This window comes from Clavibacter rahimiani, assembly GCF_052654495.1.
This window is the reverse complement of sequence record NZ_CP199790.1, coordinates 1564862-1578251: the sequence shown is the minus strand read 5'-3', so window position 1 is coordinate 1578251 and position 13390 is coordinate 1564862. Positions and strand designations below refer to the sequence as shown.

Annotated in this window: 15 protein-coding genes and 1 tRNA gene; 2 read left to right on the top strand and 14 right to left on the bottom strand. The window is 75.5% G+C overall.

Annotation, left to right across the window (positions count from 1 at the left end; genetic code table 11):
• Positions 1–41 precede the first annotated feature (41 nt).
• From ACT7CP_RS07525 to ACT7CP_RS07500, 6 genes are all read right to left on the bottom strand, one after another.
• On the bottom strand, positions 42–314 hold the full coding sequence (locus tag ACT7CP_RS07525) for an HPr family phosphocarrier protein (protein WP_413963124.1): 273 nt from the start codon (positions 312–314) through the stop codon (positions 42–44).
• A 59-nt stretch (positions 315–373) separates the two neighbouring features.
• A complete protein-coding gene (locus ACT7CP_RS07520; protein ID WP_445443951.1) occupies positions 374–2428 on the bottom strand; it encodes a PTS fructose transporter subunit IIABC in 2055 nt (684 codons plus the stop codon).
• Between the two features lie 22 nt (positions 2429–2450).
• Positions 2451–3422 (bottom strand): 1-phosphofructokinase family hexose kinase, encoded by a 972-nt coding sequence (locus ACT7CP_RS07515; protein WP_445443950.1) that lies wholly within the window; start codon positions 3420–3422, stop codon positions 2451–2453.
• The gene (locus ACT7CP_RS07510; RefSeq protein WP_445443949.1) at positions 3419–4207 is read right to left on the bottom strand and encodes a DeoR/GlpR family DNA-binding transcription regulator; all 789 of its coding nucleotides are present in this window, start codon (positions 4205–4207) and stop codon (positions 3419–3421) included. Before ACT7CP_RS07510 ends, ACT7CP_RS07515 begins: the two co-directional genes overlap by 4 nt.
• 136 nt (positions 4208–4343) lie before the next feature.
• Positions 4344–5369 carry an SGNH/GDSL hydrolase family protein gene (locus tag ACT7CP_RS07505; protein ID WP_445443948.1) on the bottom strand — a complete coding sequence of 342 codons (1026 nt, stop codon included), beginning with the start codon at positions 5367–5369 and terminating at the stop codon, positions 4344–4346.
• A 41-nt stretch (positions 5370–5410) separates the two neighbouring features.
• Complete coding sequence (locus ACT7CP_RS07500) at positions 5411–5734, bottom strand: hypothetical protein (protein ID WP_413963129.1); 324 nt, start codon at positions 5732–5734, stop codon at positions 5411–5413.
• 173 nt (positions 5735–5907) lie between these two features.
• Between ACT7CP_RS07500 and ACT7CP_RS07495 the strand changes: the two genes are divergently transcribed.
• Positions 5908–7092 (top strand): baeRF2 domain-containing protein, encoded by a 1185-nt coding sequence (locus ACT7CP_RS07495; protein ID WP_445443947.1) that lies wholly within the window; start codon positions 5908–5910, stop codon positions 7090–7092.
• Between the two features lie 61 nt (positions 7093–7153).
• On the top strand, positions 7154–7492 hold the full coding sequence (locus ACT7CP_RS07490; RefSeq protein ID WP_413963131.1) for a DUF8129 domain-containing protein: 339 nt from the start codon (positions 7154–7156) through the stop codon (positions 7490–7492).
• Positions 7493–7601: 109 nt separating this feature from the next.
• On the opposite strand, the gene ACT7CP_RS07485 is transcribed toward ACT7CP_RS07490, so the two are convergent.
• The 8 genes from ACT7CP_RS07485 to proB form a co-directional block, all read right to left on the bottom strand.
• Positions 7602–7674 (bottom strand) — tRNA-Ala (locus tag ACT7CP_RS07485).
• Between the two features lie 103 nt (positions 7675–7777).
• Entirely contained in the window at positions 7778–8185 is a 408-nt protein-coding gene (locus ACT7CP_RS07480) for a TFIIB-type zinc ribbon-containing protein (protein WP_445443946.1), read from the bottom strand.
• 34 nt (positions 8186–8219) lie between these two features.
• Positions 8220–8597: a ribosome silencing factor gene (gene rsfS, locus ACT7CP_RS07475; RefSeq protein WP_012299154.1), complete on the bottom strand. Its 378-nt coding sequence runs from the start codon at positions 8595–8597 to the stop codon at positions 8220–8222.
• A gap of 39 nt (positions 8598–8636) precedes the next feature.
• Positions 8637–10274 carry a hypothetical protein gene (locus ACT7CP_RS07470; protein WP_445443945.1) on the bottom strand — a complete coding sequence of 546 codons (1638 nt, stop codon included), beginning with the start codon at positions 10272–10274 and terminating at the stop codon, positions 8637–8639.
• On the bottom strand, positions 10271–10873 hold the full coding sequence (nadD, locus tag ACT7CP_RS07465) for a nicotinate-nucleotide adenylyltransferase (protein WP_413963134.1): 603 nt from the start codon (positions 10871–10873) through the stop codon (positions 10271–10273). The genes ACT7CP_RS07470 and nadD overlap by 4 nt, the downstream gene beginning before the upstream one ends.
• Before the next feature lie 17 nt (positions 10874–10890).
• On the bottom strand, positions 10891–11106 hold the full coding sequence (locus ACT7CP_RS07460; RefSeq protein ID WP_307501438.1) for a hypothetical protein: 216 nt from the start codon (positions 11104–11106) through the stop codon (positions 10891–10893).
• Positions 11107–11237: 131 nt separating this feature from the next.
• Positions 11238–12560 carry a glutamate-5-semialdehyde dehydrogenase gene (locus tag ACT7CP_RS07455; RefSeq protein WP_445443944.1) on the bottom strand — a complete coding sequence of 441 codons (1323 nt, stop codon included), beginning with the start codon at positions 12558–12560 and terminating at the stop codon, positions 11238–11240.
• A 48-nt stretch (positions 12561–12608) separates the two neighbouring features.
• Positions 12609–13388 (bottom strand): glutamate 5-kinase, encoded by a 780-nt coding sequence (gene proB / locus ACT7CP_RS07450; RefSeq protein ID WP_445443943.1) that lies wholly within the window; start codon positions 13386–13388, stop codon positions 12609–12611.
• Positions 13389–13390: the final 2 nt, after the last annotated feature.

The following is a 13390-nucleotide window of genomic DNA, read 5'->3' as shown; positions in this document are numbered from 1 at the left end:
CGCCGCATCGCGGTGACCGGGCCCTCCCGTCGTGCGGGCGCCTACTCGACGGCGTCGAGATCCGACTCGAGGAGCGCCTTCAGCTCGTCGAGCGCGGCGTCCGCGCCGTCGCCCTCCGCCGTGAGGACGACCTGGTCCCCGTTCGCGGCGCCGAGGCTCATGAGCGACAGGATGCTCGTCGCGTCGAGCGGCGTGCCGCCCGGCTTGCTGATCCGCACGGGCACGCCCGTGCGGCGCACCGCCTCGATGAAGAGGGAGGCGGGTCGGGCGTGCAGGCCCACGCGGCTGCCGATGGTGGCGGTGCGCTCGGTCATGGTGATCTCCTTCGTGCGGGGTGCGGGGTACGGGGTGCGGGTCGGTCGGGGGACGCGGGTCAGGCCGTGACGGGGACGCCCTGGTCGGCGGACGCCGCCTCGGCGACGGCCTCCGGGCGCTTCGCCGTGACGCGCTTGAGGAGCACGACGAGGAACGCGGAGATCACGGTGCCGACGGCGACCGAGGCGAGGAAGCCGAGGAAGGTGCCGTTCATCGCGAAGAGCACGAACACGCCGCCGTGCGGGGCCTGCGAGACGACGCCGAGGCCCATCACCATGGCGCCCGTGACCGCGCCGCCCACGACGCTCGCGGGGATGACGCGCAGCGGGTCGACCGCGGCGAACGGGATCGCGCCCTCGGAGATGAAGGCGGCGCCGAGCAGCCACGCGGCCTTGCCGTTCTCGCGCTCGGCCGGGCTGAAGAGGCGGCGGTCGATCACGGTGGAGGCGAGGGCCAGTGCCAGCGGCGGCACCATGCCGGCGGCCATGACCGCGGCCATGATCGCCCACGGGGCCTGGTTGTCGATGGCACCGGCGCCGAGGCCCGCGACCGCGAACGAGTACGCGACCTTGTTGATGGGGCCGCCGAGGTCGATGCACATCATGACGCCGAGGATCACGCCGAGCAGGATCGCGGACGCGCCGGAGAGGCCGGACAGGAAGTCGTTGAGGCTCCGCGTGAGGGCCGCGATGGGACCGCCGAGCACCATGACCATGAGTCCGGAGGCGACGATGGACGCGAGCAGCGGGATGATCACGACGGGCATGAGGCCCCGCAGCCAGCGCGGCACGTCGATGCGGCCGATCGCGTAGGCGATGCCGCCCGCGAGGAGGCCGCCCACGAGGCCGCCGAGGAAGCCCGCGCCCATGATCACGGACACGGATCCGGCGACGAACCCGGGCGCGATGCCCGGTCGGTCGGCGATGGCGTAGGCGATGTACCCGGCGAGGGCCGGCACGAGGAACGCCATGGACGCGCCGCCGATGACGAACGCGACCGCGCCGAGGTACTGCAGCAGACCGCCGTCGGGGAGGTTCGCGAGCGAGTTCTGCAGCACGACGTCGGAGGCGGTCTCGGTGATCCGGTACCCGCCGAGCAGGAAGCCGAGGGCGATGAGGAGCCCGCCGCCCGCGACGAACGGGATCATGTAGCTGACGCCCGTGAGCAGCCAGCGCTTGAGGCGGGCGCCGACGCCCTGGGACGCCTGCGGGGAGGCCTGCTCGGATCCGCCGGACGCGGCGCCCGCGCCCGGCACGCGCGGCGCGTTCGGGTCCTTCGCGGCGGCGACGGCCTCGGCGACCATCTGGTCGGGCTGGTCGATGCCGCGCTTGACGGGCGCCTGGATGACGGGCTTGCCCGCGAAGCGCGCACGGTCGCGGACGTCGACGTCGACGGCGAAGATCACGGCCGTGGCGCGCGCGATGATCGCGGGGTCCACGGGCGTGACGGAGGAGGATCCCTGCGTCTCCACGTGCAGCTCGACGCCCGCACGCTTCGCGGCGGCGACGAGCGAGTCCGCGGCCATGTAGGTGTGCGCGATGCCGGTCGGGCAGGCGGTGACCGCGACCAGCACGGGCGCGTCGGCGGCCGGGGCCGCGACGGCGGCGGGCTCGGACGCGGCGGCGGACGGCGCGGCCGGCGCGCCCGTCGAGGAGGCCGGCTCGTCCTCGAGCGCCCTCTCGACGAGGGAGACGACCTGGTCCTCCGACGCGGCCGTGCGGAGCGCGTCGACGAACTCCGGCTTGATGAGCGACCGGGCGAGCCGCGACAGGAGCACGAGGTGCTCCTGGTCGGCGCCGTCCGGCGCGGCGATGAAGAAGACGAGGTCGGCGGGGCCGTCCGGCGCGCCGAAGTCCACGGCGGGCCGCGGCCGGGCCATGACGAGCGTGGCCTCCGTCACCGCGGCGGAGCGGCAGTGCGGGATGGCGAGCCCGCCGCCCATGCCCGTGTCGGTCTGCGACTCGCGCGCCCACGCGTCGGCGAAGAGGGCGTCGGCGTCGGTGGCGCGGCCCTCGGCGACGACGCGCTCGGCCAGCGTGCGGACGGCGTGCTCGCGGTCGGCGCCGAGGTCGGCGTCGAGGAGCACGAGGCGGTTCGTGATGAGCGATGGCATGTTCTTCTCCAGGTGGGACGGGTCAGCGATCGGCGGCGATCGGGAGGAGCGGCTGGACGGTGACGCTGTCCGGCCGGGTCTGGTCGGGGGACGGCATGGTGCTGCCGGGGAGGCTCGCGGCGGCGGATCCGTGGGCGACGGCCTGCGCCAGCCGCCCCTCGGGTCCCGCACCGCGGTGGTCGGCGAGCAGGTAGCCCGCGAGCGAGGAGTCGCCCGCGCCCACGGTGCTCACCGGCACGATCGGCGGCATGGTGGCGAGCCACCCGCCGTCGGCCGTGGTGAGGACGGCCCCGCGCGCGCCGAGGGTCGCGAGGACCGCCCGGCAGCCGCGGGAGACGAGGGACCGGGACGCGTCATGGGCGAGGCGCGGGTCGGCCTCGAGCGCGTCCGGGTCGTCGAGGCCGACGAGCTCGGCGAGCTCCTCGGCGTTGGGCTTCACGAGGTCGACGACGGCGCCCGACGCGACGAGCGCGGCCATGGGCGCGCCCGACGAGTCGACGGCGATCCGCGGGGCGGCGTCGCCGAGCTCGGCGCGCACGGCCTGCACGACGCGGGCGTGGAAGTCGTCGTCGAGTCCGGGCGGCAGGGATCCGGCGAGCACGAGCCAGCGGGCGGCGCGCGCGTGCCGGATGACGAGGGCGACCAGCGCGTCGGCCTCGGCCGACGTGAGCACGGGGCCCGGCTCGTTGACCTTGGTCGTCGTGCCGTCGGGCTCGGTGAGGGTGACGTTCTGCCGCACGCGCCCGGCGATGTCGAGCGGGTCGTGCGGGATCCGCTCGGCGGAGAGCGCCACGAGCATCGGGTCGTCGACGCGGCCGGGCAGGAGGGCGAGGGTGTCGAGGCTCGACGCGATGAGGGCGCGGGAGACGTTGACGCCCTTGCCGCCCGGCTGCTCGGCCACGCCGCGGGCGCGCTGCACGGCGCCGCGCGCGAGGGCGCCGGCGAGGTCGATGGTGCGGTCGAGGCTCGGGTTGGCGGTGAGGGTGAGGATCATGCGACCATCACCTCCACCTCGGCGGCGGCCAGCGCATCGGCGAGCGGGCCGTCCGGCGCCTCGTCCGTCACGAGCGTGTCGAGGTCGTCGAGGGCCGCGAAGCCGACGAGCGCCTCCTCCCCCGCCTTCGACGCGTCGACGAGCGCGACGGCCCGGCGGGATCCTCGGGTCAACGCGGTCTTCACGGCCGCCTCCTCCTCGTCGGGCGTGCTCAGGCCGAACTCCGCGTGGATGCCGTTCGCGCCGATGAAGGCGATGTCCGGCCGCAGGCGCGACAGCTGTCCGAGCGTCGCGGGCCCGACCGCGGCGCTCGTGATCCCGCGGAGGCGGCCGCCCAGCAGCTGCACCTCCACGGCGGGGTTCCGGCTGACGGTCTGGGCCACGACCATCGAGTGGGTGACGACGACGAGGGTGCGGCCGGCGACGTCGGGGGTCCAGGCGGCGATGCGCTCGGCGACCAGCCCGGTGGTCGTGCCGGCGTCGACGGCCACGGATCCCTGGAAGCTCGCGGGGATGAGCGCCATGGCCGCGTCGGCGATGCGCGCCTTGGCGTCGGTGTTGCGCGCGCCGCGGGCGTCGAGGCTCTCCTCGGCGCGGGTCGAGCGGTTCGCCCGGACGGCGCCGCCGTGCACCCGGCGGAGGACGCCGCGCGTCTCCAGCTGGGCGAGGTCGCGCCGGACGGTCTCGGTGGTGACGTCGAAGTCGCGGGCCAGGGCGACCACCGCGACACGGCCGGTGCGCTCGAGGAGGGCGACCACCCTGTCCTGGCGTTCCTCGGCGTACATGGGCGGTCTCCTTCGACTCCGCGCGGCGGGTGCACCGCGCGTCCTCGCACTGTAGCCCGCATCCGCAGACGAAGCAACACGTTCCCACACGAACCCACACGTTCCCAGGTGGCGGGAACGTCGCCGCGCGTGGGACTCAGCGCCCGAGCGCCGCGGTCTCCTCGCGGAGCACGTCGGCGATCACGCCCGCCTCCCAGGCGAGTCCCGCCGCGTTGGGGTGCAGCGGCACGGATCCGGCGCTGCCGCCGAGGCCCGCGACGTACGGATCCCCCGCGTCGCCGGCGCAGGAGCCGTGCGCGGCGGTCGGGGTCGCCTGGTCGACGAACCGCGCGCCCGCCTCCGCCGCCGCGCGGGCGATCGCGTCGTCGAGCGCGTGCTGCACACCCGCGAGCCAGACCGCGTCCCGGTCCGTGAGCAGCACCTGCCCGTTCACGGGCGAGGACGCGGTGGCGCGCAGGCAGCCCTCCCGCGGCAGCGCGTCGGGGTCGCCGAGCACGGTGAGGTAGCCCAGCGCCACGATCCGCGCCTCGGGGGCCGCGGCGCGGATCCGGTCGAACGCCTCCGCGAGGCGCGTCGCGACCTCGCCGTCGATGCGGGCGCGGACGGAGTCGGTCCCGCCGGCGGGCGCGAGAGCGTCGACGCAGGTCGCGGGTCCAGCGGCGACGGGGCCGGCCGGGTCGCGCGCGAGGCACCCGCCCACGAGCGCCGGGAACCCGAGGTCGTTGCCGCCGAGGCGCACCAGGACGACGTCGGCGCCGTCGCCCAGGGCGTCGAGCTGCGCGGGGACGGTCTGCCCGCCGCGCTCCCGCGGGGTGACGAGGTCGGCTGTCGTGGCGCCGTCGCAGGCCGCGTCGACCAGGTCGGCTCCGACCGCGGCGACCGCCACGCGGACGGACGCGGTGACCGTCCGGCCGCAGACGCCGGGGTCGCCCGGCACGGGCGCGGCCGGTCCGGTGCCGGTGGAGTAGGAGTCGCCGAGCGAGACGACGCGCAGCGGCGCGGGGGCCGTCGGGAGGACGACGGGCGCGGATCCGGTGCACCCGGTGGCGAGGAGCGTCAGCGCCGCCACCGCTGCGGCGAGCCCGAGGGACCGGAGTCGGTGCGACGTGCTCGGGACCCGGCGGCGTCGCGACCGGATGGGTCGCGCGGTCGGGGCATCCATCCCCTCGACTCTACGCGCGGGGCCGGATCCGGAAGCGCCGGTCAGTCCTCGACGTGGCGCTGGCGGGCGTAGGCGACGACCGCCACGATCAGGCCGACGACGAGCCCGGCCGCCAGCGGGAAGAGGAAGCCGCCCGGGCCGATCTGGGTCACGACGCTGCCGTGGTCGATCCGCGTGCTGACGACGCCGGGGACGTCGAGGCCCGCGTAGCCCTCGGTGCCCTGGGCGAACGAGGTGACGAGGAGGGTCACGATGACGGCCGCGCCGACCACGAACGCGGCCAGGAACCCGAGGACCGCCGAGCCGACCACCGACGTGCGGTGCGGGTCGGCGGCGTGGGTCCGGTGCAGGGTGGCGTGCGACATGGTGGAGCTCCAGGGGGTCGATGACCTACGCCACGGTACCCGGGTCCCCCGAAGGGAGGACAGCCCCCCGATCGGGGAGACGACGTCCGCGCCCCGCCGTGTCAAGGCCCTAGGCGCGCCCGCCCGCGGAGGCGTCGGGTGGATGCACGATCGCGACGAGATGGAGGCATCCCATGACCGACCCCACCCCCGACCGGCCCTCCTGGGCGGAGCTGCTGCGGCGCCCCGGCCCCTGGGTCCAGGTGCACCTCGACGACTCCGTCGACACCGCCGACCCGCCCCAGGTGCTCGAGACCCGGCGGAAGAGCGTCATCGACCGGCTCGCCCGGGACGGCGCGTCCGAGGAGGACCTGGCCCTGGTGTCCTCGGCGCTGGCCCACGAGCCGGCGCCCGGCGGCGCGCGCACGCGGGTGATCCTCGTCGAGTCCGGCGAGCTGGTCGTCGACGAGTCCATCCCGGGCATCCCGACCGAGCCCGAGGAGGCGGGCGTCGTGCCCGTCCCCGACCTCGTGCCGCTCCTCGAGCGGGAGCCCGAGCGCCTCCTCTACGTCGTCGTGGAGACCAGCCGCGACGGCGGCGAGGTGCGGGTCCTGCGCGCCGGCGCCGACGAGCTGATCGCGGAGCGCGCCGTGCAGGGTCGCACGGACACGCTGCACGCCGTGAAGACGGGCGGCTGGCGGCAGGACCACCTGCAGCACCACGCCGAGGAGATCTGGCGGCAGACGCAGGGCGAGCTCGCGGAGCGGATCGACGACGTCGTGCGCCGCCACCGGCCCCGGCTCCTGGTGGTCGCGGGCGACATCCGCGCGCGCCAGCTCCTCGAGGGCGAGCTGGGACCGGAGTCCCGAGCGATCCTCGCCGTCGAGCCCACCAACACCCGCGCGGACGGCGCGGACCCCACGGCGCTGGAGGAGCGGATCCGGACGGAGCTGCAGCGGATCCTCGCGGAGGGCGAGCGCGACGTGCTCGACCGCGTGGCCGAGCACGACGGACGCGGGGACGGCTGGGCCGAGACGCGCGTCGGCGCCGTCGTCCGGGCGCTCGCGAGCGCGCAGGTCGACACGCTGGTGCTCGACGCCGACGCCCTCCGAGACGAGCGGCTCCTCGCGCTCTCCGAGGCGCCGTGGATCGCGACCGCCCCCGAGGACGCGCTCGGCGCGGAGATCCTCGGGCGGGTTCCGGCGCACGTCGCGCTCACCCGGGCCGCCCTGCTCACCGACGCGCGCGTCGTCCTCACCGACTCCACGAGCGCGCCGGACGGCGAGGACGCGATCGGGCTGCCCGGCGGCGGCTCCGTCGCCGCCCTGCTGCGCTGGCCCGAGGGACCCGCGATCCCGGGCACCGGGGCCGTCGCGTGACCCCCGTCCCCGCGGCCCGCCGCGCACCCAGGACCCGCACCACGACACCGGAGGAGGAACGATGACCGACGCACCCCGACACGAGGACCTGCCGCTGCCCGAGTTCGACCACATCCCGCTGGGGACGCTCCCCCAGCGCCTGCACCCGCTCGACGAGCGCCAGGTGCTGCTGCTGGTCGCCTACGAGCGCGCACACGGCGACCGCCTGCCCGTGATGCAGGTGCTGGAGCGGCGGCTGGAGGCGCTGCGCGACGGCGCGGAGCCCACGGGCGCGATCCCCGACGTGATGCCCGAGGTGTCGCAGGGCGGCCACCGGGAGCAGGTGACGCCGGCGACGAGCGGGCCGCCGATCAACCCGCCGTCGCAGGGCGACCCGACGAACCCGGCGCAGCCGCGCTGACGTGGGAGGCGTGCGGTCCGCTCCGGCGGGCCGCACGCCTCCGCGCGCGCTCGGCGCCGTGACATGCGAAGAGCCCCGCCCCTCCGTGAGGAGGAGCGGGGCTCGAGGGTGGATCTGAGGGGATTCGAACCCCTGACCCCCTGCATGCCATGCAGGTGCGCTACCAACTGCGCCACAGACCCGTTCTCCGCTTCCCTGCGGAAGCGACTCGTCTACATTACTACACATTCCGACCGCCTCATGACCAGGGCATCCTCCGCCCGGTCGACCCGCTCGGCGGCCTGCTCAGTCGAAGAGCTCGCTGAGCCAGCTCTCCTTCTTGCGGCGCCTGCCGCCGGACGCGTCGCCCTGCTGGTAGCCGCCGGGCGTCGCGTAGCCGCCGCCGTAGCCGCGGTCGTCGCGGCCATACGGACGGTCCCGGTCGTCGTCACGTCGGCGGTCGTCGTCGCGACGCCGGTCGTCATCTCGACGCCGGTCGTCGCGACCCGGCTCCGGGTACCCGCCGAGCGGCGCGGCCGGAGCCGCGGACGGCGCGGCCGCCGGGGCGGGCCGCGTCTCCTGCTCGGCGCGGTCGAGGATCTTGTCGAGCTCCCCGCGATCGAGCCACACGCCGCGGCAGTCGGGGCAGTAGTCGATCTCGACGCCGCTGCGCTCGCTCATCACGAGGGTCGCGGAGTCGTTGGGGCACTTCATGCGGGGAGCTCCTCGCGGGTGGGACGGACGCGGATCAGGATGCGGAGGCCGTCGGCTCGATCTCGAGGGCGACGACGGGGCAGTCCTTCCAGAGGCGCTCCAGCGAGTAGTACATGCGGTCCTCCTCGGTGAAGACGTGCGCGACGACGTCGCCGAAGTCGAGGAGGATCCAGCGGCCCTCGCTCTTCCCCTCGCGGCGCAGCGGCTTGGCGCCCGCCTCGATCATCTTGTCCTCGATCTCGTCGGCCACCGCCTGCGCGTTGCGCTCGTTGCGGGCCGAGGCGATGAGGAAGACGTCGGTGAGGGGCAGGGGCCCGGAGACGTCGAGCGCGACCAGGTCGATGGCCTGCTTGGAGTCGGCAGCGGAGGCGGCGACCTTGAGCAGGTCGAGGGCGCGGGGAGAAGCGGTCACAGAGTCCTTCCGGGACGGGTGGGATGGTGCATCAGGTGTTCAGAATACATTCGTCATGAACGCGACGACGACGAGTCCGGCGCCGATGACCGCGACGCCGCCGGCCGTGACGGCCGCGACGACGGGCGCGGTGAAGCGCTTGCGGGGCGGCGGCTGGACGACGGCGCGCGTGGAGGTGTGGGTGCTCACCGCACGGCTCGCGCGCACGGGCTCCGAGTCGGACCCCGCGTGCGCGTGGTCGTGGTCGTCGCCCTGCTCGAGCATCCGGTCCATGTCGGCCGTGTCGAACCGGTCGGGGTGCGTGCCCATCGAGCCCAGGCTGCGGGGCAGGTCGATGGAGCCGGTGATGATGATCTCCCCCGTGCTGTTCAGCGCCTGCTGCATGTCGGCCGAATGCGGCACGGACGGGAGGATGAAGTGGTTGCCGGTGTGCGGCTGGTCCTCGTCGACCTGGTCCTGCACCGACCAGTGGCCCGTCGGCGGGGTGAACGGCGTGCGGACGTCGGCGACCGGGGCCTCCGCGACGGGACGGGCCTCCGCGGCGGTGCGGTCGGACGCGTCGTCGCCGTCGGGCTCCTGCGCGGCGGCGGCCGCACGGGTGCCGAACGCCGGCTCGAGCGTCGGGGCGGCGGCGCCCGTGGTCCACGGGACGGGCTCGAGGACGGGGGCCGGGCGCGGATCCTCGTCGCGGCTCGGCGCGTGCGCGGCCAGCGGCGGGACGGTCGGCTGCTCACCCGACGTGTCGACGTCGCGGTCGGCCGCGTCACCGGAGGGGACGATCGGGGCGAAGGGCCAGGCGGAGGGCGTCTCGGACGACGCCATCTCGGCCGAGGGCGGCGTCGCGGACGCGGACTCCGGCTCGCGCGCGGTGGTGTCGTCCGCGGCGGGGCCGTCGGTGGCATCCGTCGTCGGGGTCGCGTCGGTGCCCTCGACCTCGGACATGTCCACGGCCGCCGTCTCGGGGACGTCGGCGGCGGGCGTGCGGCGGTAGGCGCTGCCGTAGGGAGCACGCGGACGCGGCGTGGCGCGCGAGCCGCGGCCGTAGCGGACGTACGGCGGGACGTCGCCGTCCGACGAGGCGGCGGCAGGGGCGTCGTCGACGGCGGGACGCGCGTCGACCGGGCGCTCCTCGGTCGCGGGCTCTTCGGTCGTCGGCTGCTCGGTCGCGGGCTGCTCGGTCGCGGGCTCCTCGGTCGCGGACTCCTCGGCGGCGCTGGCGCCGTCCGCGGCGTCGTCGCCGTGCTCGTGTCCGCGCTGCTGGCGCGCGGCCTCCTCGGCCTCGCGGATGGCGCGGAGCTGGCGGCGGGTGAGCACCCCGCCCGACAGGAGGATCGCGGAGGTCTCGGGGCCGACGCCGGGCGACGTGGGCGTGGCGGCGGGCGTCGGCGACTCGTCGGTCGGATGCGCGGATGCGCCGTCAGCCGGGACCGCCGGCGGCTCCTCCTGCGGGGACCCCTCCGCCACGGCGGGCTGCTCGGACGGGGTCGCGGCGGCGTGCTCGCCCTCCGCGGCGGCGGCGTCCGCCGGGGCGTCGTCCGCCTCGTCGATGCCGAGGGCCTGGGCCCGCGCGCGCTCCGCGGCGCGCATCTCGCGGCGGCTCAGCCCGAGGGTCGCGGGAGCGGGACCGTCGTCGAACGAGGTCGGCCCGGTGTCGGGCGCGTCGTGGGAGGGGGTCATTGCGGGCTCCGATACAGGTGGTGCTTGGAGATGTACTGGACGACTCCGTCGGGGACGAGGTACCACACGGGGAAGCCCCGTCCGACTCGGCTCCGGCAGTCGGTCGAGGAGATCGCCAACGCCGGGACCTCCAGCAATCTTACGTCGGCGTGCGGGAGGCCGCTCTCGGTGAGGTCGTGGCCGGGACGGGTCACGGCGACGAAGCGCGCCAGGTCCCAGAGCTCGGCGACGTCCTTCCAGCCGAGGATCTGCTGGATCGCGTCCGCGCCCGTGATGAAGAACAGCTCCGCGTCCGGGTGCATGCGCCGGATGTCGCGGAGCGTGTCGATCGTGTAGGTGGTGCCGCCCCGGTCGATGTCGACGCGGCTGACGGTGAAGCGCGGGTTGGCCGCGGTCGCGATCACGGTCATCAGGTACCGGTGCTCGCCGTCGGTCACCGTCTGCTTCTGCCACGGCTGGCCCGTGGGCACGAAGATCACCTCGTCGAGCTGGAGGTGCTGCTGCACCTCGCTCGCGGCGACCAGGTGGCCGTTGTGGATGGGGTCGAACGTCCCGCCCATGACCCCGATGCGGAGGCGCGGGGTCGCGGGTGTCGTCATCTGGCCGGTGCTCGCGCTCAGTGCGTCTGGTCGGCGGTGCCGTGGCCCTGCTCGGCGACGGGGGTCTTGGCCCACTTCTCCGAGTGGCGGTTGCTCACGTCGCGGAAGCTGAACATGACGACGCCCAGGGCGACGAACGCGACGGCGGCGACCGCGGGGAAGACCCAGAGCGGGGCGGCGAGCTCCATGGCGTGCTCGGTCTCGGCGAGGAGGGTGGTGGTCAGCGCGTGCATGGGATCTCCGTTCGTGGCACGCCCCGTGGCGCGGAGGCGGCGACTGCCATCCTATCGACGGGCCCCGTGCGAGGAGGCCACACGGCGGGCGTGCCGTCGGCTCGATCCGGGGCGCGCGGGTCCGCCGCCGGTCAGCCCCGGACCTGCCCGCTCCCCCGCACGATCCACTTCGTGCTCGTCAGCTCCTGCAGCCCCATCGGCCCGCGCGCGTGCAGCTTCTGCGTGGAGATGCCGACCTCGGCGCCGAAGCCGAACTCGGATCCGTCGGTGAACCGGGTGGACGCGTTGACCATGACGACCGCGGAGTCGACGGCGGCGAGGAAGCGCTCGGCGACCGCCAGGTCGGAGGTGACGATCGACTCGGTGTGGTGCGTGGACCAGCGGGCGATGTGCGCGACCGCGTCCTCCACGGAGTCCACGACCCGGACGGCGACGTCGAGCGACAGGTACTCGGCCGCCCAGTCCTCGTCGTCGGCGGGCACGGCGGCGGGCCAGAGCGCGCGGACCGCGTCGTCCCCGTGCACCGTGACCCCGCGATCGCGGAGCGCGTCGAGGACGCCGGGGAGGATCCGGGGAGCTGCGTCCCGGTGCACGAGCAGCGTCTCCATGGCGTTGCACACGCTCGGGCGGCTGACCTTCGCGTCGACCGCGATGTCCACGGCCATGCGCGTGTCAGCGGAGGCGTCGAGGTAGACGTGCACGACGCCCGCCCCGGTCTCGATCACCGGGACGGTCGACTCCTCCACCACGGCGCGGATGAGGTCGGCGGACCCGCGGGGCACGAGCACGTCGACGAGTCCGCGGGCCCGCATGAGGCGGGCGGCGCCGGCGCGGCCGTGGGCGTCGACGGTCTGCACGGCGTCGGCGGGCAGCCCGGCGCGCTCGAGGGCGCCGCGCATCACCTCGACGAGGACGGCGTTCGTGCGGAGGGCGGCGGACCCGCCGCGCAGCACCACGGCGTTGCCGCTCTTCAGCGCGAGCGCGGCGATGTCCACCGTGACGTTGGGCCGGGCCTCGTAGATGGCACCGACGACACCGAAGGGCACGCGCACCTGCGAGAGCAGCAGCCCGTTCGGCAGGGTGCGGCCGCGGACGACGTGGCCGAGCGGGTCGTCGAGGCCGCGGATCCCCGTCACCGCGTCGGCGAGGGACGCGACCCGGCGGGCGTCGAGGGTCAGGCGGTCGAGGAGCCCGGCGGCGAGGCCGGACGCGCGTCCGCGGTCGAGGTCCTCGGCGTTGGCGGCGACGATGCGGTCGCTCGCGGCGAGGAGGGCGGCGGCGATGCCGTCGAGCGCGGCGTCGCGCTGCCCGGCGGTGCTCGCGGCGAGCCGCGTGGAGGCGGCGCGGGCGCCGTGGAGGACGGCCTCGAGCGCGGCGTCAGGCAGGTCGTCCGGGCGGGAGGACGCGGCGGTGGCGGGGACGACGTCGGGGACGCCGGAGGCGATCGTGGGCATGACCGGCAGCCTAGCCAGCCGCGCCGCCGTCGCCGGCGGGCGCGCGGATCAGGCGCGGGGCGCGAACCAGGTGCCGACGTGCGCACCGGCGAGGGCCTCGGCGACCTGCGCGGTGGACGTGAGCAGGACGCCCGCGCCCGCCTCGGCGGCCAACCGCGCGGCGGCGACCTTCGTCACCGCTCCCCCGGTGCCGACGCCCGTACCGGTGCTCCCGATCTCGACGCCCGCGAGCTCGTCGCCGAAGTCGACGTGCTCGATGCGCCGGGCCCCGGGCTCCTGGGGAGGGCGCGTGTAGAGCGCGTCCACGTCCGAGAGCAGCAGCAGGAGGTCCGCGTGCACCAGCCGGGCGACGAGCGCCGCGAGCCGGTCGTTGTCGCCGAAGCGGATCTCGTGGGTCGCCACGGTGTCGTTCTCGTTGACGATGGGCAGGAGCCGGAGGCCCAGCAGGCGCTCCATGGCGCGCTGCGCGTTCTCCCGGTGGTCGGGCGCGGCCAGGTCGCCGGCGGTGAGGAGCACCTGCCCGGCGACGATCCCGTAGCGGTCGAGGCTCTCCTGGTACCGGAAGACGAGCACGCTCTGGCCGACCGCGGCGGCGGCCTGCTGCGTGGCGAGGTCGGCGGGACGGTCGTCGAGGCGGAGGAACGGCATCCCCGTGGCGATGGCGCCGGACGAGACGAGCACGACCTCCGCGCCGCGGGCGTGGGCGGAGGCGATCGCGTCCACGAGGGGCGCGATCTGCCCGGCGTTCTCCCCGCTGATGGAGGAAGAGCCGACCTTCACGACTATGCGCCGCGCGGACGCGATGCCCGCGCGCGAGGTCGTGCCCACCC

Bases quoted from the DNA above. Each gene is read 5' to 3' on its own strand.
- ACT7CP_RS07525 (WP_413963124.1), bottom strand. From the start codon at position 314: ATGACCGAGCGCACCGCCACCATCGGCAGCCGCGTGGGCCTGCACGCC.
- ACT7CP_RS07520 (WP_445443951.1), bottom strand. From the start codon at position 2,428: ATGCCATCGCTCATCACGAACCGCCTCGTGCTCCTCGACGCCGACCTC.
- ACT7CP_RS07515 (WP_445443950.1), bottom strand. From the start codon at position 3,422: ATGATCCTCACCCTCACCGCCAACCCGAGCCTCGACCGCACCATCGAC.
- ACT7CP_RS07510 (WP_445443949.1), bottom strand. From the start codon at position 4,207: ATGTACGCCGAGGAACGCCAGGACAGGGTGGTCGCCCTCCTCGAGCGC.
- ACT7CP_RS07505 (WP_445443948.1), bottom strand. From the start codon at position 5,369: ATGGATGCCCCGACCGCGCGACCCATCCGGTCGCGACGCCGCCGGGTC.
- ACT7CP_RS07500 (WP_413963129.1), bottom strand. From the start codon at position 5,734: ATGTCGCACGCCACCCTGCACCGGACCCACGCCGCCGACCCGCACCGC.
- ACT7CP_RS07495 (WP_445443947.1), top strand. From the start codon at position 5,908: ATGACCGACCCCACCCCCGACCGGCCCTCCTGGGCGGAGCTGCTGCGG.
- ACT7CP_RS07490 (WP_413963131.1), top strand. From the start codon at position 7,154: ATGACCGACGCACCCCGACACGAGGACCTGCCGCTGCCCGAGTTCGAC.
- ACT7CP_RS07480 (WP_445443946.1), bottom strand. From the start codon at position 8,185: ATGAAGTGCCCCAACGACTCCGCGACCCTCGTGATGAGCGAGCGCAGC.
- ACT7CP_RS07470 (WP_445443945.1), bottom strand. From the start codon at position 10,274: ATGACCCCCTCCCACGACGCGCCCGACACCGGGCCGACCTCGTTCGAC.
- nadD (WP_413963134.1), bottom strand. From the start codon at position 10,873: ATGACGACACCCGCGACCCCGCGCCTCCGCATCGGGGTCATGGGCGGG.
- ACT7CP_RS07460 (WP_307501438.1), bottom strand. From the start codon at position 11,106: ATGCACGCGCTGACCACCACCCTCCTCGCCGAGACCGAGCACGCCATG.
- ACT7CP_RS07455 (WP_445443944.1), bottom strand. From the start codon at position 12,560: ATGCCCACGATCGCCTCCGGCGTCCCCGACGTCGTCCCCGCCACCGCC.